This window comes from Pseudoalteromonas sp. MMG022 (assembly GCF_021654245.1).
Lineage (GTDB): Bacteria > Pseudomonadota > Gammaproteobacteria > Enterobacterales > Alteromonadaceae > Pseudoalteromonas > Pseudoalteromonas amylolytica.
On record NZ_JAKFZQ010000017.1, the window covers coordinates 1 to 19810 of the forward strand.

A 19810-nucleotide genomic window follows, 5' to 3' on the forward strand; every position below is an offset into this window, starting at 1 on the left:
GAAGTGAAATAACAATCAGATTATTTATATAAGCGCCTTATGGGCGCTTTTTTTTGCCAATTCCCATCGTGGTAAGACCATTTTCAGCGAGCTAGTTTGCTACATTCTGTTCCTAAATTACCAGCTCGTAAAACATAGATTACAACCGTTAACATTGATTTATGGCAAAACTATTTCAATTTTTAACACAGCAGTATATCTTGCTGGACTCTCTCACACACAAAGGGGCAATTTGTGCTTAAAAATAAAACACTGGGGAGTATGCTGATCGTCGCAGGTACAACGATAGGCGCAGGTATGCTAGCGCTTCCGATTGCATCTGCTGGATTAGGATTTACAACAGCATTAGTCTTAATTGTGCTGTCTTGGTTACTGATGACCTATACCGCGTTACTAATGCTAGAACTTCACCAATACGCCAGTGCCGATGCAACGCTTAATACCCTTGCAAAGTCTATCTTAGGTAAACGCGGCCAATATGTTGCCAACTTTTCCATGGTCTTTTTATTTTATGCGCTGTGTGCAGCCTATATCGCAGGGGGCGGCGCCCAATTACAAGAAAAAATTAACAACTTGTTAGGCATGCAAGTTGCACCACAAGTCGGTTCCGTGATTTTAGCCATTATCGTAGCCACGGTCGTGACCGCAGGCACCAGCACAGTAGACAAACTCAACAAAGTCCTGTTTAGCGTTAAAATCGTGGTGTTAGCTAGCCTGTTTTTTGTGTTGACTCCCTATGTGCATGGGCAACATCTGTTAGATATGCCTATTGAACAAGGACTGGTGATCTCAGCGATTCCTGTCGTGTTTACCTCTTTTGGTTTTCATGGCTCTATCCCTTCTGTTGTAAAATATGTGGGATTAGACATTAAAACACTGCGTCGCGTTATGATGTTCGGTGCGGCACTACCACTGACTATTTATGTTTTCTGGCAGCTGCTAAGCCAAGGCGTGATGAGCCAGCAAAGCTTAATGCAAAGCGAGGGGTTAACTGGGTTTGTCAGCAATATCTCTAACATTGCCCACAATCCCCACATTACTACGTTTGTCACTATTTTTGCGGATTTAGCGCTTGCCACATCATTTTTAGGTGTGAGTTTAGGGTTGTTTGATTTCTTTGCGGATGCATTTAAAAAGGGCAATGGCAACTTGGAGCGAAGCAAAACAGCCTTAATCACCTTTTTACCGCCATTAGGGTTTGCATTATTTTACCCACAAGGGTTTATCATGGCCTTAGGTTATGCGGCTATTGCACTGGTCGTTCTTGCGGTATTTTTACCCGTAGCGATGGTATGGTCACAGCGCCGTCAAGGTGCCCATGTCGCAGGCTATCAGGTTCGAGGAGGCACATTAGGTCTTGCAATGGCCGCACTATGTGGCGTCGTAATCATTGCCGCTCAGGGCTTACAAATGACGGGAGTTATTCCTTCTCTTGGATAACAACATATCACAAGGCAACTAAAATTAGTTGCCTTGTGGATTCTGTCTGACTTCGATTGGGTCTGATTCTTTTGGCTTACCTTGTAAGATTGAAATCTCAACGCGACGGTTGCGTCGTCTGTCGGCATTGCTCTCATTAGGTACCAAAGGTCTCGTGTCAGCATGACCTACTACCACCAAACGATTCTTATCAAAGCCAGGAGCTTTAACCATTTCACTGGCCACTGCTACCGCCCTTGTGGCCGACAAATCCCAGTTGTTGCTGTACAACTCATTACTCACCTGAAAGTCGTCGGTATGCCCAGAGACTGTAATTTCTCCTGGCACATCTTTTAGTAACTCTGCAATCTCTCTTATCACCGGTGTAAACTTTGGTTGTAAAAATGCACTCCCCGATGGAAACGCGCCATTTTCTTGTATTCGTATGATTATTTGTTGGCCCAGAGATTCAAGCTCTATTGCTCCATCCATGATTTGCTTTTCCATCTGCTGAGCAATTTTTTTAACGAGTTCATTGACCTGCTCTTGCTCTGCCGCCGCGATCGCTTGTGTCATAGCCTGTTCTTGCGACGTGCTCTGCGACTCACCACCGCGTTTGTTACCGCGCTGCTCCTGACGTCCCCCAGCCGAGCTTTCTTCACCGGCTTGGAACTCTAGCATTTGTTGGGTCATCTCAACGGTTTGCTGTTGAATTGTTTCGATTGGTGTTGGTTCGGGTTTGCCTGGGGTAAACTCCATGGCGATCACACTGGTCCCCTTTGGAATATCTTTAACTTCAATTTTATTTTGTACACCAAATGCGAACTTCATTGAGCCTGCAATTTGCTTGAACTTCAATACATCCATTTCTGAAAAAGCCAGCAATAGCACGAAAAAGCACATGAGTAGCGACATTAGATCGGCAAATGTTCCCATCCACGCAGGCAAACCTGGGGGCGGACATTTACACTCTTTCTCGTCAGACATAGTCGCTATTCCTCTTTCTCATGAAGACGTTTTGACTCTGGCAAGTAGTTTTTCAGAATTCCTTCAATAACTTTAGGGTTTTGACCGTCTTGAATGCCCAAGATCGCATCTAGAATTAATCTTTGATTTAGCTCTTCTTCGTCTTTACGCAGCTCTAATTTTGATTGAATAGGAATGGCCACAACGTTGGCCAAAAATGCGCCATAAAGTGTTGTTAAAAGTGCCACCGCCATCGCAGGGCCGATGGCTTTAGGGTCATCCATATTAGATAACATGGCAACCAAACCAATGAGTGTACCTATCATCCCCATCGCCGGTGCGATATCACCGAGCTTTTTAAATAGTTGTGCACCAGATTCGTGACGGTCAGAAGTTAGCGAGATGTCTTTTTGTAATGTCGCTCTGACCACATCCGCATCGTGGCCATCCACTAACATATCGACCCCTTTGCGCATAAACGAATTGGGTATATCTGCCTCTTCTAACGCTAAGAACCCGCCTTTACGTGCTGAGTCAGCTAACTCGACCGCTTTTTCAATTAACTCCTCAGGGGTTTCTATTTTGAACATGAACGCTTTGCCAACAACTTTGCCGATGGCAAAAAACTTAGACATAGAAAAGTTTGCTAATACGATAAATAATGAACCACCAAACACGATGACGCCCGACGCAGCGTCAGCAAACATGACTATCTCACCGTCACTACTCATGAACATGGACATAATAATCAGGCCTATTGCGCCCAGGATCCCAATAACGGTTGCTAAATCCACATACCCTCCAGAGAGTCTTATCTATTCTAAATTATTGCTAAGATGTCCAATGTCAAAATACATTCAAAACATATGCCATTTTTTATTGTAAAGAGTGCAATGCTTTTACTAAGCTCTTGTTTATCGGCAAGCTACTGAATATCTTAAGTCAATTATATTAAAAAGCACCGAAATTGCGAATCACTCTTTGGTACAAAAACCGATAACTTAAGTGTCACTGTATCGCAAAATAGTCCTGCAAACTTTGACCTCGCACCACAATGGCCCTAGAATTGGGCTCTTAAATTCATTTAGTCTTAAATTGGTTAGGAAACGAGACATCATCATGGCAACAAAAAAACCAGAAAATCTGAGTTTTGAAGAAGCAATGGCCGAATTAGAGGGAATTGTTCACTCTATGGAACAAGGTTCACTCACTCTTGAACAATCACTAAAACAGTTTGAGCGTGGTATTGCTTTGGCTAACTCTTCGACCAACAAGCTGCAACAAGCCGAACAAAAAGTCTCAATTCTTATGGCCAATGATACGCACAGTGAAACCGTACCATTTCAAGGTGACGTGGAATAGACCGTGCAATTACAAGAACAACTACAAGATACCCAATCGCGTCTAGCGGCATTTATCGCCAATTACTTTGCTCAACCGCTAGATACTGATGAGACCGTTAAAGCTGCGACTTACTACAGCATTAATAATGGTGGTAAAAGGCTTAGGCCTTTTTTAGTTTACGCAACAGGTAAAATGTTTGGCGCAGCGCTGGAAGATTTAGACGTAGCCGCCGCCGCGCTGGAGTGCATTCACAGCTATTCGTTGGTACACGATGATTTACCCGCCATGGATGATGACGACCTGCGTCGAGGTAAACCGACCTGCCACATCGCCTTTGATGAAGCACAAGCGATCCTTGCAGGTGACGCGTTGCAAACCACCGCCTTCGAACTACTCAGCGAGCACCGCTTTAAAGTCGCTTGTGAGCAACAAATTAAAATGATCAATGCGCTGGCGAAAGCCGCAGGACTACAAGGTATGATCGGTGGTCAGGCGCTCGATTTAGCGGGAACAGACAACGCTATATCACTTGCAGATCTGGAGCGTATTCACCGCCTAAAGACCGGCGCCTTGCTCGGTGCGGCCATTGAGCTTGGCGCATTATGCTCGCCCAATGTCAGCGACAAGGCCCTTAGTGCGTTGCGTTTGTATGCAAAAAATATTGGGTTAGCATTTCAGGTGCAAGACGATATCCTTGATATTGAAGGGGATACTGAGTCTTTAGGTAAGCCTAAAGGTTCTGATATTGAGAACAAAAAGTCTACCTACCCTGCATTACTGGGATTGGATGGTGCCAAGCAAAAAGCCCACAGCTTAATTCAGCAAGCGCTAAGCGCTTTAGAAGAGGTAGAACAAGATACCGAAGTTCTGGCAAGCTTAGCTCACTATATTATTGAGCGGAAATATTAAAAGTCGCTCACTTAGTCTAAATTCATGACAAATTAATGGCTAATTTGCATAAAATAAATAAAATTAACCGCAGCCTTTGTATATAATTGTGCGAAGTTTGCGTAGGACAAATAATCGATACGATGAAATTGGATAGTAGCAAGTACCCCTTATTAACTTTGGTTGATGAACCAAAGCAACTGCGACAGTTACCGCAGCACAAACTTAGCACGCTCAGTGATGAGCTGAGAGATTACTTATTAAACTCAGTATCACAAAGCAGTGGTCATTTTGCTTCAGGGTTAGGCACGGTTGAGCTCACAGTGGCTTTACATTACGTCTATAACACCCCTGAGGATCGTTTGATTTGGGATGTTGGGCACCAAGCTTATCCACATAAAATTTTAACGGGTCGTCGCAGCAAAATTCACACGATCCGTCAAAAAGATGGTTTACACCCATTTCCTTATAGAGAAGAAAGTGAGTACGACACATTCAGTGTTGGCCACTCAAGTACCTCTATTTCTGCTGCGTTAGGCATGTCCATCGCTGCGCAAAAAGAAGGCAAAGGTCGAAAAACCGTTGCAGTAATAGGTGATGGCGCCATCACCGCAGGTATGGCATTTGAAGCAATGAATCATGCTGGTGATATTAAATCAGATATGCTGATAGTGCTGAATGATAATGAAATGTCTATCTCTGAAAATGTCGGCGCGCTAAACAACCATTTTGCACGAATTTTATCGGGTAGTTTCTATACCAATATTCGTGAAGGCAGTAAAAAGCTACTATCAGGCGTACCACCAGTCAAAGAGCTCGCCAGCCGCATGGAAGAGCACTTAAAAGGCATGGTTATACCGGGCACTTTCTTCGAGGAGCTAGGGCTCAATTACATCGGCCCAATTGACGGTCACGATGTTAACATGTTGGTTGATACGCTGCGCAATATGCGTAATTTGAAAGGTCCTCAGCTGCTGCATATCAAAACCCAAAAAGGTAAAGGTTATAAACCTGCTGAAGCCGATCCGATTGGCTATCATGCGGTGCCAAAATTCGATCCTAGTGTTCATAGTTTGCCAAAATCGAAACCTGGCGCGCCAACATTCTCTAAGGTTTTTGGCGAATGGCTATGTGATCAAGCCGCTGATGATAAAAGGCTAATGGCTATCACGCCTGCTATGCGTGAAGGCTCTGGTATGGTGCGCTTCTCAAAAGAGTACCCCGAGCAATATTTTGATGTTGCTATCGCTGAACAGCACGCTGTAACACTGGCTGCGGGTTTTGCCTGTGAGGGGTTAAAACCAGTTGTAGCTATCTATTCAAGTTTCTTACAACGAGCCTACGATCAATTGATCCACGATGTCGCATTACAGAACTTACCTGTGCTGTTTGCTATCGACCGTGCAGGTGTAGTTGGTGCTGATGGTGAAACACACCAAGGCGCATACGATTTAAGCTTTATGCGCTGTATCCCTAATATGGTTATCATGACGCCCAGTGATACTAACGAGTGTCGTCAGATGCTTCATACCGGCTATAACTATAACGGCCCAGCCGCAGTGCGTTACCCAAGAGGTAGCGCCGGAGACGCTAACGTGCAACAGGACATGCAAAAGCTACCCATTGGCAAAGCAAACCTGTTAAGAAGCGCTCAGAAGATTGCCATACTTAACTTTGGCACTTTGCTACACAATGCAAAACTTGCCGCTGAGCAATGCGATACCACGCTCGTTGATATGCGCTTTGTAAAGCCTCTGGATACCGAGTTATTGAGTGAACTTGCCAAAACACATGAGCACTTTGTCACCCTTGAGGACAATGCCATCGCAGGTGGCGCAGGCAGCGCTGTGAGCGAGTTTTTTGCAAGTATCGGAGTGACACCTAAAATCACTCACTTAGGTTTGCCCGATGAGTTTATCAAGCATGGGACACAGGATGAAATGCATGCACAGATGCACCTTGATGAACAAAGCATTTTGCAAAAAGTGCAAAAACTAGTATAAAAAAAGGAGCGTTGGCTCCTTTTTTTTATCTCTAGGGTTTATTCATGGACAAGCGATTTAAGTCATTTCAAGCGTTTTACCCATTCTATCTTGAACAGCATCAAAATCCATGGTGTCGAGCCTGTCACTACTTGGGTAGTACTTTGGTCATCATCACCTGCTTGGCGGCACTTTACTGGCAAAATCCCCTGTATTTACTCCTAGCCCCCTGCGCAGGATACGGATTTGCTTGGGTTGGTCACTTTGTGTTTGAACAAAACCGACCTGCGACCTTTACACATCCGTTTTATTCATTACTTGCTGATTGGCTGATGTATTGGCGATGGATAACCAGACAAGATTAGCGCATCCAAACTTTTACTTCTGCTAGACCATTACTTTGCAGTACTTCAAGTTGCGATTCGACATTACTGCTTTGCTCAAACTCAAAAGCGTCTAGTTGATCATCAAATATAATCGTTGCGGCACCATCACCACCGCGTTGTTTTACTTGGTGCAGTGCGATGTCAGCTAGGTTGACCGATGCCTCCCAACCAATCACTTGTCCTCCCAATAAAGGTAGTGGATACAATGACCACCCCATTGAGATACTCATAGACATTGACTTACCATTGGGCAGCATGAAATCAAAATCTGCGACGGCTTTGCATAGCTCCCTAGCATAGTTGTCCACATCATCACGTTTGAAGTCACGAAGAAGCAGTAAGAACTCATCACCACTCCAGCGCGCTACATAGTCTGAGCCCTGCGTTCTTGAGTTCAGTAAGGCTGCCATCTGCTGCAGACAGCTATCACCACCAATAGGCCCATAGGCGTCATTTACTTTACTGAACTTATCGATATTCAGTATCATCAACACCAGACTCTTGTTTTGCTGCTGTAACGACTGAGCATTACGCTGAAAGTGCTCGACATCTTTGGGGAGCTGATCGAATAAGAAACGACGACTACGCAGCCCTGTTAACTCATCGGTATGGCTTACCAGTTTTAATTGCGTATTAACCTGATTAAGCTTTTCATTGGCTTTTCTAAGTTCCGTAGTACGTTCGGCTACTAAATCCTCAAGCGCTTGATGCTTGCGTCTCTCCTGTGCTCTAAAAACCCAGAATATCAAATAGAATAAGAAGGCAAAGCCACAGGTGATCAACAGTCTAAAATACATGGTTTCATCAAACCGTCTAGGGATCGCTATCTCTACCTGTTTGGAAGTTGCCGCTTGCCAGTCTTGCCCTCGTCTTTTCGCCTGTAACTCAAATACATATGAGCCTGGTGATAAGTTGGTGTAAATAGCATCTTGACGGTTTGGGGTTTCACGCCAATCCCCACTTGTGATGCCATTGCTCAGCAGTCGATATCTAAATTCAATGCTTTGTGGCGCGTAAAAATCAATCGCGGTGTATTGCACTGTCAAGTCACGTTCCGAGGTATCAAGAAAAACCTTGTCTTTTAACGCATCACCAGCGATTCGACGTTCTGGTGTAAAAACAGCTTCCAATTTTAGCCGTAATTCATCAGAGCCAAATAGCTGCATGTTTTTGGGGATTTTAACCACACCTTGAGAGCTTGGATACCAGATAGCATCCGCTGTCTCCATAACCGCATCATGGCCAAACCCTGAGCAGCAACGGCTAGCTTTACCATCTAGCTGCCTGTCAAACTGGCTAATAACCTGATCAACCTTAAGGTTTGTGATTGGCCCTTTGAACTGAGCCACAGGCATACGATATACGCCTTTTTTTGTACCAACCCATACTTGACGAAGCTGCTTATCAAAATAGAGTGAGGTGATAGAGCCATATGGCAAACCATTTGATGCATCTAACTGATACCACTGGCCAGCAGCTGTGCGGTAAAACAGTCCGTCACTCCAAGATCCGATTAACGTCGCGACATCTTGAATATGAAAGATACTAGTAATATAAGCGGTTTCTAGTGATGTTTGACCACCCAGTTTTTCAATACCACGCTCGTTGTAGCGATACGCACCTTTATTCGTGCCGATAAAGCCAAACGTAGGAAAGTCCACTACAAAAGTCACGAATTGACTGCCTAGGAAGGTATTGTAATTAAATGGTGCTAACTCTGAATACTCCAATCGATACAGGCCGCGCCCCGTACCAAACCACAAACCGCCTTCATTGGAAGGGCTAATTGAAAACACCGGGTTTTGTCTTAACTCTCGATGTGGAAGGCTGCGAAGCTCCCCCCGCTCGTAGGTTAAAACTCCCCTGTCAGTGCCCATCAACAAAGCGTCTCCTTGAAACTCAAGGTCATTGACCGTAAGACGCTGTAAGCGATTCATATCAATCACTTGCTGATACTCATTGTTATCGTCTAAAACGCCTACGCCATAGCGATTTGCTACCCAGATTTGGCCATTGGGCGCGCGAGTAATGGCCGTGATCCCTTGATTGACGTCATCGCCAACCGAGTAACGCTCCACTTTTCCTGCATGTGCAAACCACAACCCCTCGTTGAGGCTTGCCAACCAAATGTTATTTTCTTTATCTTTAAAAATGTCAGAGAACCATACACTTTGCTCCGAAAGTACGGGGCGCACAGACTGCCACTCGCCTCGGCCTTCTCTAAACATCAAGTTATTAGAGGTCGATACCCAGACTCCACCTTCGCCATCACTCATAAACTTGTACACTGCGGTGTTGCCAATTTCATCATAGCGGCGCAGCACTTCGTCAATATCAAGAAAATATGCGCCCAACTCAGTTGCCAAGAACAAGCGTCCATCTATCCAAGCCAAGTCGTGGAGAATGGTTTGAGCCAGTTGTTGTGGAAGCGAAAGGCGGCTGGATAGCTCTAGCCTAAATGCATTTTCAGTAGATGAACTAGACTGTTTAATTTTCAGCAGATGGCGTTCATTGACAAGCCAGATCCCATCCGACGCCAATGCCATTTTGGTCACTGCCCCAACAATCTGATTAATCCGAACCGCAGAGAGTTTGCGAGGCTGGAACGATGGTCTATTGGCAACAGACTGGCTAGCATAAGAAATGTAATGCAATCCATTTGCCGCAACCCAAATGCTGCCCTGCTGGTCTTCCAATAAATCTCTAACTGGACCTTGTATATCCAGTGACTCCACTTCCAGTGTTTGTGGGTCTAAACGATGCACACCACGACGCGTGCCTATCCATAGCATCCCATCTCTGCCAACCAGTAGCTTATGAATTGCATTAGAGCGCAGAAAGTCGGTATTTTGTGTGGTGAGATTAGTAAATTTTTGACCATCAAAGCGACTTAAACCAAACTGAGTCGCCAGCCAAATATAGCCCTGTTTATCTTGTGTGATGCTTTTAATAGACTGAGAAGGCAGACCGTTTTGTAAGTTCCATTGCTTGACCACATAATCGTTAATTGAAGCCTGTGCAAAGTGCGCCATCAAGCCCACTGCTAAAACAAATACTAACCTTAACATTCTGTCCATAGTTGACACTATTTTCTGCCTAATATCAGCCCGTTAAAACACCAGTTTTAAACAAAGCCTGTACACAAATCAATGAAAAAATACCAGCGAGTACATCATCGACCATAATTCCAAAGCCGCCATGTAATCTTTTATCAAGCATTTTTATCGGTCCAGGTTTTACAATATCAAAAAATCGAAACAATAAAAAACCTACAATCAGAGATTGCCAGCTTAATGCAGCTCCCAGCATAGTAATATAGAAGCCTGCGACTTCATCCCAAACAATAGCTGGATGATCATGCACTTGTACATCTCTTGCTGTTTGACCACACACCCACAGGCCAAACACGCTGATGACAACGGCAAATACTACCTGCAACCACAGTGGGTAGTTTGCGGTAATAAAAATAAGTGGTAATGCCCCTAACGTACCAAAGGTACCAGGTGCAATTGGAGACAATCCCAGACCAAAGCCTAAACCAAAAAATTGATGGGGGCGTTTAAGATCAAATTTATACTGCTTAGCCAAAGCAACTCCTAGCTAAAATGTTCAAAGCCAATATCGGGAAGTGGCCATGTCTGGTTGTGATAAAGCAATTCTAACTTACCATCGTTATTAATAATTTGCCCGATGCATACTGGCTCAACGCCATACTGCTGCAGTCTAGTTTCAAGCAAATTCTTATTGTCGTCACTAACTGTATATAGCAATTCGTAGTCATCGCCGTAGGCAAGCGCTAGTTTTAGACGAACGTCATCATTATCTAAACTGTTTAACGCGTCCGATGTAGGCACTTTATCAGCGTGAATAACGGCCCCGACACCTGATTGTCGAAGAATATGAGACAAATCTGCCAATAAACCATCGGAAATATCTATCGCTGAGGTTGCAATACCTCTAAGGACTTGGCCTGCAGCCACTCTGGGCGAAGGAAAATTAAAGCGCTCAGTAGCACTTTTTAGATGTTCAGGTGCAACATCCCAACCCTGTTTACGCGCTTCAATGGCAAGGCCTGAATCGCCTAATGGACCAGTAACGTAGACCCAATCGCCATTTTTAGCACCTGAGCGGGTCAGTGCTTTACCTTTCGGTATAATCCCTTTTGCACATACCGTAATGGTTAACGGCCCTTGGGTCGTATCACCACCGATGATCTGCACATTATAATACTCAGCAATGTCGTGCATACCTTCAGTGAACTCTTCCAACCATTGCTGATCAACATCAGACAATGTTAGGCCAATCGATACCCAAGCGGGCTCCGCGCCCATAGCCGCAAGATCACTTAAATTAACCGCTAAAATGCGATGGCCCAAAGCACGTGGAGGAATATCAGCAAAGAAATGTACACCTTCTACCAAGGTATCGGTTGTCACTGCTAATTGGCAGTTTTCTGGCACACTGATCAGCGCACAGTCATCGCCAATCCCTAAATCAACGTCACGGCGAGTAATACCTCTTCCCGTGAAGTAGCGATTGATGAGTTCAAATTCCTTCATATACAAAAAAGCCGGCCAACGCCGGCTCTCCTTTATTTGGCCTTACTTGCGAATATCTTTTACGGCTTTATCTAAGACACCATTAACAAATTTATGGCTGTCTTCCGCACCAAACATTTTCGCCAGCTCAATACCTTCGTTGATAGCAACTTTATACGGTACGTCATCTCTGAACTTAAGTTCATAGGCGCTCACTCTTAGTACTGCTCTTTCAACTTCGTCTAAATCATCGAAAGGGCGTGACAAATGTGGCTTTACAATTTCATCAAGCTGCTTATGATTTACCGCTACACCGCGCGCCAAATCTTTGAAATATTCAACGTCTACTTTTGATACATCGTTCTCGATCAACATTTGTTGTTCGATATCGGCGATAGGGTTACCACTCAATTGCCAAGAATAAACGGCTTGCAAAGCCAATATGCGTGCTTTACGTCTTGCTGCTGGTTTCACAGAGGATCCTCTTAAATTTGCTCTAGCACGTTAACCATTTCTAAAGCGCCAAGTGCAGCTTCGCCACCCTTATTGCCCATTTTGGTGCCCGCACGTTCAATGGCTTGCTCAATGCTTTCAGTGGTTAGTACGCCAAATGCAACTGGAATATCGTAGTCCAGTGATACATTTGCCAGACCTTTATTTGACTCATTCGCAACTAAATCGAAATGCGGTGTACCACCACGGATGATTACACCCAATGCAATAATTGCATCGAACTGCTTTTTCATCGCAATACGCTTAGCTGCAAGAGGTAACTCAACGGCACCTGGTACGTAAACAACCGTGATATCTTCATCACTTACGCCACCTGTACGCTTCAACTCATCTACGGCACCTTCAAGTAGGCTTTTACCGATAAAGTCGTTAAAACGAGAAATAACAATGGCAAATTTCTTGCCCGGTGCATATTTGTTACCTTCAATAATGTTCATTAGATGATCCTAATCTTATAAATACCAATGCTGAAGCATGTACCGAAATTTCGGTCCAGCAATTGCCAAATTGGGCCGCATGATAGCACAATTTTAACTATCCCCAAACAACTTAAAACGGGCCTGTATTGGGCCCGCTGTCGTATCAGTGTTACGGCCTTATTTAGGCTCTACGTAATCGACCACTTCTAGATGGAAACCTGATAAGGCGTGATACTTTTTCGGCATACTCATCAGGCGCATTTTCTGAATACCTAAATCAGCCAAAATTTGCGAACCCACACCTACAGTACGAGATGTCCCTTGAAACTTGCGCACGTTTACCTGCTCACCCTGATCTTGCTGAGCAAACGCTTTAACCATAGCTTCAATTTCTGAACTTTGCTCTTGTTTACCCAGCACCACTAAAACCCCACTGTTTTCGCTGATGTATTGCATGGCACTGTGTAGGCTCCAACTTCTTTCTGCGCCACGATCTGAGAGCAGAATGTCATTAAAGGTGCTCTGTAAATGCACACGGACTAAGGTGGTATCGCCTGGCTTTACTTCACCTTTAACCAAGGCGTAATGTAGTTGATTGTCGATAGTATCTTTGTAGGTCACTAAATCAAATTCACCATATTCAGTAGGTAACTTACACTGAGCCACTTTCTCAATGGTGGTTTCATTAAGGTTTCTGTACTCGATTAAGTCAGCGATTGTGCCTATTTTTATGCCATGTTCTTTGGCGAATACTTCTAACTGTGGACGACGCGCCATTGTCCCATCAGGATTTAAGATTTCCACAATCACAGAGGCGGGCTCCAGCCCTGCTAAACGAGCTAAGTCACAGCCAGCTTCTGTATGTCCTGCACGTGTCAACACTCCACCAGGTTGAGCCATGATTGGAAAGATGTGACCCGGTTGTACGATGTCTTCAGGCAATGCACCTTTTGCAACAGCAGCCTGAACAGTACGTGCTCTATCTGCCGCGGAAATGCCAGTTGTAACCCCTTTTGCAGCTTCAATAGACAAAGTGAAGTTTGTCGAGAACTGCGCGCCGTTATTGCGTACCATCAGTGGTAAATCTAGTTGTCTACAGCGCTCTTGCGTCATCGTTAAACAAATTAAGCCACGGCCATAGGTGGCCATAAAGTTGATCGCATCTGCTGAAATATGTTCGGCGGCAATGATCAAATCACCTTCATTCTCGCGGTCTTCATCGTCCATTAAGATGACCATTTTACCGGCTTTAATGTCATCGATAATTTCTTGTGCGCTGTTTAAATTCATAATCTACCTATCTGATTCAGGTTTGGGGTTATTTTATAAAGCCCGCTTTGGCTAACAAACTGGCTGTGAGAGTAGACTCGTTAGCCTGGGGTTGCGCTCCTAGCACCAAACGTTCTAAATAACGGGCTATTTGATCGACTTCTAAATTGACCTTGCTACCCACTTTAAAGTCAGCAATGGTCGTCTCTTGTGCTGTATGAGGCACAATTGTAAGTTTAAACTGATTACCTTTAACTTCATTGACGGTTAAGCTTATTCCGTCAATTGCAACAGACCCCTTGTGAGGAATGTACTTCATCAAGTCTGCTGGCGCTTCTAGCCAATACTCTGTCGCTCGCGCGTTACTCTCTATTGCCCTCACCACCGCAATGCCATCAACATGACCTGACACTAAGTGGCCGCCTAACCGAGAAATCGGCTGCAAAGCTTTTTCTAAGTTAACCTTTTGCCCTGTTTTATAGTGGGCAAACTGAGTTAAATGAATGGTTTCGTTTGAAAGGTCAGCGCGGAATCCGTCTGTGAACTTTTCGACTACGGTTAAACATACGCCGTTAGTTGCAATGCTGTCGCCTAGGTTTACATCACTCATATCCAAGTTAGCGCTGCTAACACGAACGATTAAATCACCCTGTGCAGCTCTCAACTCACTTAGTGTACCTGTTGCTTCGATAATACCTGTAAACATATTGCCTCTTAATTAGCAGGTTTTAGCCGTAACACGAATGTCATCGCCAATTTGGGTCACATCGGTGAACTCTAATTGGTTCACATTTTCCATCATGGTTATTTCTGGTAAATTAAATAAACTCTTGCCTTGGTGCCCGATCAATTTGGGCGCTAAATATACCACATATTCGTCTATGAGTTGCTGCTGCGCAAATACGCCTGCCAGAGTTGCCCCCGACTCTAACCACACAGTGTTTATTCCGCGATTTGCCAGCTCTTTCAGTGCTGCCCGACAAGACACTTTTGTCTGCTCTGTGGGTAACTCGATTTGCTCTACAAAATGAGGCCATTGATGATTATTATCAAGGTGTGTGCGGAAAATTATTATTGGCGCTTGTATTTGAAATAATGCAAGGTCAGGTGTTAAGCGGTTTTGCGAGTCGATGATAACTCTGACAGGTTGCCGTAAGGTGTGCCCTTGTGGTAGTTCAATATCACACTCATCCGAGCGCACATTGAGCTTTGCATCGTCTACAATCACGGTATCTGCACCCGTTAAAATCGCGCAACTTTGTGCTCTAAACTGCTGTACATCACGACGCGCCAGCGGACCTGTTATCCATTTACTCTGGCCATTATTTAGTGCGGTTTTTCCATCTAAGCTGGCGGCAAGCTTGCAAGTTACATAGGGCAAACCTTGCTCCATACGCTTTAAGAACCCACGATTTAACGCCCGCGCTTCATCTTCGAGTAAACCATATGCAGTTTCGATACCCGCTTGCTGTAACATAGCAAGCCCTTTGCCCGCGACTTTAGGGTTGGGATCAACCATAGCGGCAACCACACGTTGTACGCCTGCATTAATCAACCCCTGTGCACAAGGGGGTGTGCGTCCATGGTGGCTACAAGGTTCTAACGTGACGTATGCCGTAGCTCCTTGGGCGTTATCAGCTGCTTGTCGCAATGCATAAACTTCCGCATGCGCATCACCAGCGAGCTGATGGTAACCTCGACCAACAATTTCATTGTCTTTGACAATCACACATCCAACATTAGGGTTTGGGGTGGTAGTAAAGCGACCTTTCTTAGCCAATTCAATGGCGATATTCATGTAATGATGATCCAGCTCAGTGAACATACTTAATCACCCAGCCTTGCGATTTCCTCACCGAATTCTCTTATATCTTCAAATGAACGATAAACAGAAGCAAAACGCACGTAAGCCACTTTATCGAGCTTTTTGAGTGCTTCCATAATACATTCGCCAATGAGATGGCTAGATACTTCTCGTTCTCCCGTGGCGCGAATTTTTGATTTTATCTCATGGATAACTTCATCAATCTGCTCTGTACTGACAGGGCGCTTTTCCAGTGCTCGAGCAAGTCCATTGACCAACTTATCTTCATTAAATGGCTCTCGTGAGCCATCTTGTTTGATCACTCTGGGCATAACGAGCTCTGCACCTTCAAAGGTGGTAAAACGTTCATGGCACTCGATACACTCTCGACGTCTTCGAACCTGATGGCCTGAGCTGACTAAACGAGAATCGATTACTTTGGTATCTTTGGCAGTACAAAAAGGACAGTGCATATTGGTTCACTTTAGAAATCTTACGAAAAAGGCCGCTATAGCGGCCTTTATAATAACAAAAAATGCTGTTCTGTGCGTAAAATTATGCGTAAACAGGCAATTTTGCACAAATTGCTTTTACTTTCTCTTTTACTTGCGCTTGTACAGACTCATCATTGATGTTGTCTAATACATCACAAATCCAACCAGCTAGCTCTTTTGATTCCGCTTCTTTGAAACCACGACGTGTAATAGCAGGAGAACCAATACGTAAACCTGACGTCACAAATGGAGAGCGAGGATCATTTGGTACTGAGTTTTTATTTACCGTAATGTTCGCACGCCCTAGTGCTGCATCTGCATCTTTACCTGTGATATCTTTGTCGATCAAATCAAGTAAGAACAGGTGGTTGTCAGTTTTACCTGAAACAACTTTGTAGCCACGCTCTTGTAATACAGCCACCATAGCTTGCGCGTTTTTAACAACTTGCTGCTGGTATTCTTTAAATTCAGGCTGTAATGCTTCTTTGAAAGCAACCGCTTTAGCTGCAATCACGTGACACAGAGGACCGCCTTGACCACCTGGGAATACAGCGCTGTTTAGTTTTTTATAGATAGCTTCGTCGTTACACGCAGAAATAATCAAGCCACCACGAGGACCCGCTAGTGTTTTGTGTGTTGTCGTAGTGACAACGTGCGCATGTGGTACTGGGCTCGGGTAAACACCCGCAGCAACCAAACCTGCTACGTGAGCCATATCTACAAGCAAATAAGCGCCTACTTTGTCAGCGATTTCACGGAACTTAGCCCAGTCAACAATACCTGAGTAAGCAGAGAAACCACCAATGATCATTTTAGGCTTGTGCTCAAGCGCTAACGCTTCTACTTGTGCATAGTCAATCTCGCCAGTCTCTTCGTTCAAGCCATATTGGATTGCGTTATATGTTTTACCTGAAAAATTAACGTGTGAGCCGTGTGTTAAGTGACCACCATGCGCTAGGCTCATACCTAGTACTGTATCGTGTGGCTCAAGTAATGCTTGGAATACTGCAGCATTTGCCTGTGAACCTGCATGAGGCTGCACGTTTGCGTAGTTTGAACCAAACAACTCATTGGCACGATCTATTGCCAGTTGCTCAACCACATCAACATGTTCACAACCGCCGTAGTAACGCTTACCAGGATAACCTTCCGCGTATTTGTTAGTTAACTGAGACCCCTGTGCCTCTAATACGCGTGGGCTACAGTAGTTTTCAGAGGCGATAAGCTCAATGTGCTCTTCTTGGCGTGTTGTTTCAAGCGCAATCGCTTTTGCTAATTCAGGGTCAAAATCTGCAATGTTCATGTTACGTTCTAACATGGGGTCTCCTAGGTGCACGTAAGGTTTTAAAAGCCATATTGTACGCTCTAATGCGTATCATGCCTATGATCTTGGCATGAGCATATTTAAACAGGGATTGAATTTATTTCACAGTGTTAAAGTAATGATATTTTTTTATTTTAACATTTATTTTATTTATGAACTTAAAGTGTGGAATTAACTTTTTTAATGTTTAAGTCAGGTGAGAACCTTCAAGCTCACCACCTGACTTTACTTACTGCTAAAGCAGTTTGGCAAAAATAGCCGATTTGAGCTGCTCGTAATCTGCTGTCATAGGTTGTGCTAGACATGCTTTGTCTAACGCATTCTGTAACACTTCTGGCATATCAATCTGCTGCGCCAGCACTTGTTCTACCGACTCTTTGAATTTTGCTGGATGAGCAGTTGCTAAAAATATGCCGGTGCTTTTTACGTCTTTATCTTGAGTCAAGCCTTCATAGGCTATCGCCGTATGGGGCTCGGCAATATAGCCATTTGCAGCCATTTCTCTCATCACTTCTTGTGTACGTTGCTCACTCACACAACGTGAATAAAAATCATGTTTATCAAATTCACCGCTATCTAGCATACTTTGAACACGAGGCCAGTTATTAGGTTTACTCACATCCATTGCATTGGATAATGACTCAACGGTTGCATTCGGCGACCATTCACCGGATGCAATATAACGAGGCACAGTGTCATTTTGGTTGGTTGTTGCAGAGAGTTTATCCACTGGTAAACCGATAACCGAGCCAATCATTGCCGCACATACGTTACCAAAATTACCACTGGGCACCGATACATGAACCAACGCACGCTCTTCTTTTGGTAGTTGCGCCAAAGCTTCAAAGTAATAACATACTTGAGCAAGTAAGCGGCTAATATTAATGGAGTTAGCTGAGTTTAAGCCCAGCTTTGCTTTCACTTCATCATCTAAAAACGCTTGTTTAACCAATGCTTGACAATCATCAAAGCTTCCAGTGACTGCATAACAGTGAATATTGCCACCTAAAGTGGTAAACAACTTTTGTTGAGCGAGTGAGATCTTACCCTCTGGATATAAAATAACCACATCAACGTTTGGCTTGTTATAAAATGCATGTGCCACTGCCGCGCCTGTATCACCACTGGTTGCGGTTAGAATCGTCACCCGCTCCCCTTGGTTAAACAAACCAATACACTCCGCCATAAAACGACCACCAAAGTCTTTAAACGCCAACGTAGGGCCGTGGAACAACTCTAAACAGTAATTTTTTTCATCTACCTTCACTAACTCAACGGGAAAGTTGAACGCGCGTTTAACCATGTCTGCCAAGGTATCCTTAGGCAGTTCATCGCCTATCAGGTGTGACAATATCTGTGTGCTTCGCTCAACAAAAGGTAACTCAAGCAATGCGTCTATATCATCCATAGGCTTTAAGTCTGTTGGGAAAAACACCCCTTGATTGCGACCTAGCCCCGTTTTTACCGCCTCTGTAAACGACACTTTTTGATTATCATCTTTTAAATTAACCAATTGCATTTTATTTAGCTCCTTGAGAAACGGCACGAGTACCTAAGTTATCGAGTTTACAGATGTGGCTAAAGCCATGTTCATTTATATAGTTTTGTGTAAGCCATTGTTGGCACTGCTTTGCATCATCTAGCGACTTACAAATCGCAAATAAAGTGGGCCCCGCCCCTGAAACACTGACCAATTCAGCCCCAAGCTCCGGTAGCGCTTGCTTTGCTTCAGCAAAACCTGAAATCAGAGACTGACGGTGAGGCTCAGCTAAATCATCCTGCATCAACACTAAAGCCTCATCAAAGCGACCTGCTTGCATCAATAGGCAAAAACTAGACAACCGTTGGGCGAACTCTACGGCGCTGTGCATTGACAATTGCTTAGGCAGTACACCGCGCGCTTTGGCTGTATTTAAAGCAAAGCCTGGATACGCGGCGACATAGTACCAGCGCTCGTCAACAGGTAATGATAGTGCTTTATTAGGCACGATATCCGCTGTTAACTGTAATCCACCCAAATAGCAGGGGGTGATGTTGTCATAGTGACGACCACCACTGACCTTCTCCTCAAAGTCAGCCATCAACTCAATCATCGCTTCTTGTGATAATTGCGTACCTGCGAATTGGTCCAATGCGACAAATGTTGCCGCTACTGAACATGCACTGGAACCCAGCCCCGAACCAATTGGTAAACGTTTTTCAAGCGTTAAGGCCGCAGCTGGCATTGCCGGAGCAATATGTTCCCTAAAATGAAGTAGGCATTGATATGACAAATTTTCATGAGCATCACCGGGTAGCTTATCGGCATAAAGGCCAGTGCAAGTAAAGCGGTCTTGCTCCGAATGCTCAATATGAACAACATCCCCTAACAGCGAGCCATCTACAGGTGCTAAAGCCGCCCCTAATGAATCAAAGCCAACACAAAAATTACCGACAGAGGCTGGCGCATAAATAGAGATCATTA

General features: G+C 44.4%; 19 protein-coding genes. 5 read left to right on the forward strand and 14 right to left on the reverse strand.

Features of this window, described 5'->3' with window-relative positions; all coding sequences use genetic code 11:
• Positions 1 to 234 precede the first annotated feature (234 nt).
• On the forward strand, positions 235 to 1440 hold the full coding sequence (locus L1070_RS14825) for an aromatic amino acid transport family protein (RefSeq protein ID WP_083330614.1): 1206 nt from the start codon (positions 235 to 237) through the stop codon (positions 1438 to 1440).
• A gap of 24 nt (positions 1441 to 1464) precedes the next feature.
• Here the strand turns inward: L1070_RS14825 and L1070_RS14830 are convergent, their stop codons facing one another.
• Both L1070_RS14830 and pomA read right to left on the reverse strand, forming a co-directional pair.
• Positions 1465 to 2406: a flagellar motor protein MotB gene (locus tag L1070_RS14830; RefSeq protein WP_070987374.1), complete on the reverse strand. Its 942-nt coding sequence runs from the start codon at positions 2404 to 2406 to the stop codon at positions 1465 to 1467.
• Between the two features lie 5 nt (positions 2407 to 2411).
• Positions 2412 to 3179, reverse strand: a complete 768-nt coding sequence (pomA, locus tag L1070_RS14835; protein WP_237126125.1) for a flagellar motor protein PomA — start codon at positions 3177 to 3179, stop codon at positions 2412 to 2414.
• A 325-nt stretch (positions 3180 to 3504) separates the two neighbouring features.
• Here pomA and L1070_RS14840 point away from each other — a divergent pair, with 325 nt between their 5' ends.
• The 4 genes from L1070_RS14840 to L1070_RS14855 all read left to right on the forward strand — a co-directional run bounded on the left by L1070_RS14840 (position 3505) and on the right by L1070_RS14855 (position 6964).
• Positions 3505 to 3747: an exodeoxyribonuclease VII small subunit gene (locus L1070_RS14840; RefSeq protein WP_070987378.1), complete on the forward strand. Its 243-nt coding sequence runs from the start codon at positions 3505 to 3507 to the stop codon at positions 3745 to 3747.
• 3 nt (positions 3748 to 3750) lie between these two features.
• Positions 3751 to 4638: a (2E,6E)-farnesyl diphosphate synthase gene (gene ispA, locus L1070_RS14845; RefSeq protein WP_237126126.1), complete on the forward strand. Its 888-nt coding sequence runs from the start codon at positions 3751 to 3753 to the stop codon at positions 4636 to 4638.
• A gap of 122 nt (positions 4639 to 4760) precedes the next feature.
• On the forward strand, positions 4761 to 6620 hold the full coding sequence (dxs, locus tag L1070_RS14850; protein ID WP_237126127.1) for a 1-deoxy-D-xylulose-5-phosphate synthase: 1860 nt from the start codon (positions 4761 to 4763) through the stop codon (positions 6618 to 6620).
• A 44-nt stretch (positions 6621 to 6664) separates the two neighbouring features.
• Entirely contained in the window at positions 6665 to 6964 is a 300-nt protein-coding gene (locus L1070_RS14855; protein WP_070987384.1) for a DUF962 domain-containing protein, read from the forward strand.
• On the opposite strand, the gene L1070_RS14860 is transcribed toward L1070_RS14855, so the two are convergent.
• From L1070_RS14860 to thrB, 12 genes are all read right to left on the reverse strand, one after another.
• A complete protein-coding gene (locus L1070_RS14860) occupies positions 6961 to 10053 on the reverse strand; it encodes a ligand-binding sensor domain-containing diguanylate cyclase (RefSeq protein WP_237126179.1) in 3093 nt (1030 codons plus the stop codon). The genes L1070_RS14855 and L1070_RS14860 overlap by 4 nt on opposite strands.
• Before the next feature lie 34 nt (positions 10054 to 10087).
• Positions 10088 to 10573 carry a phosphatidylglycerophosphatase A gene (locus tag L1070_RS14865; protein ID WP_070987386.1) on the reverse strand — a complete coding sequence of 162 codons (486 nt, stop codon included), beginning with the start codon at positions 10571 to 10573 and terminating at the stop codon, positions 10088 to 10090.
• A gap of 8 nt (positions 10574 to 10581) precedes the next feature.
• The gene (gene thiL / locus L1070_RS14870; RefSeq protein ID WP_237126128.1) at positions 10582 to 11544 is read right to left on the reverse strand and encodes a thiamine-phosphate kinase; all 963 of its coding nucleotides are present in this window, start codon (positions 11542 to 11544) and stop codon (positions 10582 to 10584) included.
• 42 nt (positions 11545 to 11586) lie between these two features.
• Positions 11587 to 11997, reverse strand: a complete 411-nt coding sequence (gene nusB / locus L1070_RS14875; protein WP_070987390.1) for a transcription antitermination factor NusB — start codon at positions 11995 to 11997, stop codon at positions 11587 to 11589.
• 11 nt (positions 11998 to 12008) lie between these two features.
• Complete coding sequence (ribE, locus tag L1070_RS14880; protein ID WP_070987392.1) at positions 12009 to 12473, reverse strand: 6,7-dimethyl-8-ribityllumazine synthase; 465 nt, start codon at positions 12471 to 12473, stop codon at positions 12009 to 12011.
• Positions 12474 to 12632: 159 nt separating this feature from the next.
• Positions 12633 to 13745: a bifunctional 3,4-dihydroxy-2-butanone-4-phosphate synthase/GTP cyclohydrolase II gene (gene ribBA, locus L1070_RS14885; RefSeq protein WP_070987395.1), complete on the reverse strand. Its 1113-nt coding sequence runs from the start codon at positions 13743 to 13745 to the stop codon at positions 12633 to 12635.
• 28 nt (positions 13746 to 13773) lie between these two features.
• Positions 13774 to 14430: a riboflavin synthase gene (locus L1070_RS14890; protein WP_237126129.1), complete on the reverse strand. Its 657-nt coding sequence runs from the start codon at positions 14428 to 14430 to the stop codon at positions 13774 to 13776.
• Between the two features lie 12 nt (positions 14431 to 14442).
• The gene (gene ribD / locus L1070_RS14895; protein WP_070987399.1) at positions 14443 to 15549 is read right to left on the reverse strand and encodes a bifunctional diaminohydroxyphosphoribosylaminopyrimidine deaminase/5-amino-6-(5-phosphoribosylamino)uracil reductase RibD; all 1107 of its coding nucleotides are present in this window, start codon (positions 15547 to 15549) and stop codon (positions 14443 to 14445) included.
• Between the two features lie 2 nt (positions 15550 to 15551).
• On the reverse strand, positions 15552 to 16001 hold the full coding sequence (nrdR, locus tag L1070_RS14900) for a transcriptional regulator NrdR (protein WP_070987400.1): 450 nt from the start codon (positions 15999 to 16001) through the stop codon (positions 15552 to 15554).
• Positions 16002 to 16083: 82 nt separating this feature from the next.
• On the reverse strand, positions 16084 to 17340 hold the full coding sequence (gene glyA, locus L1070_RS14905; protein WP_070987402.1) for a serine hydroxymethyltransferase: 1257 nt from the start codon (positions 17338 to 17340) through the stop codon (positions 16084 to 16086).
• Between the two features lie 241 nt (positions 17341 to 17581).
• Positions 17582 to 18865: a threonine synthase gene (gene thrC / locus L1070_RS14910; protein ID WP_237126130.1), complete on the reverse strand. Its 1284-nt coding sequence runs from the start codon at positions 18863 to 18865 to the stop codon at positions 17582 to 17584.
• Between the two features lies 1 nt (position 18866).
• Positions 18867 to 19808: a homoserine kinase gene (gene thrB, locus L1070_RS14915; protein ID WP_237126131.1), complete on the reverse strand. Its 942-nt coding sequence runs from the start codon at positions 19806 to 19808 to the stop codon at positions 18867 to 18869.
• Between the last annotated feature and the right edge of the window lie 2 nt (positions 19809 to 19810).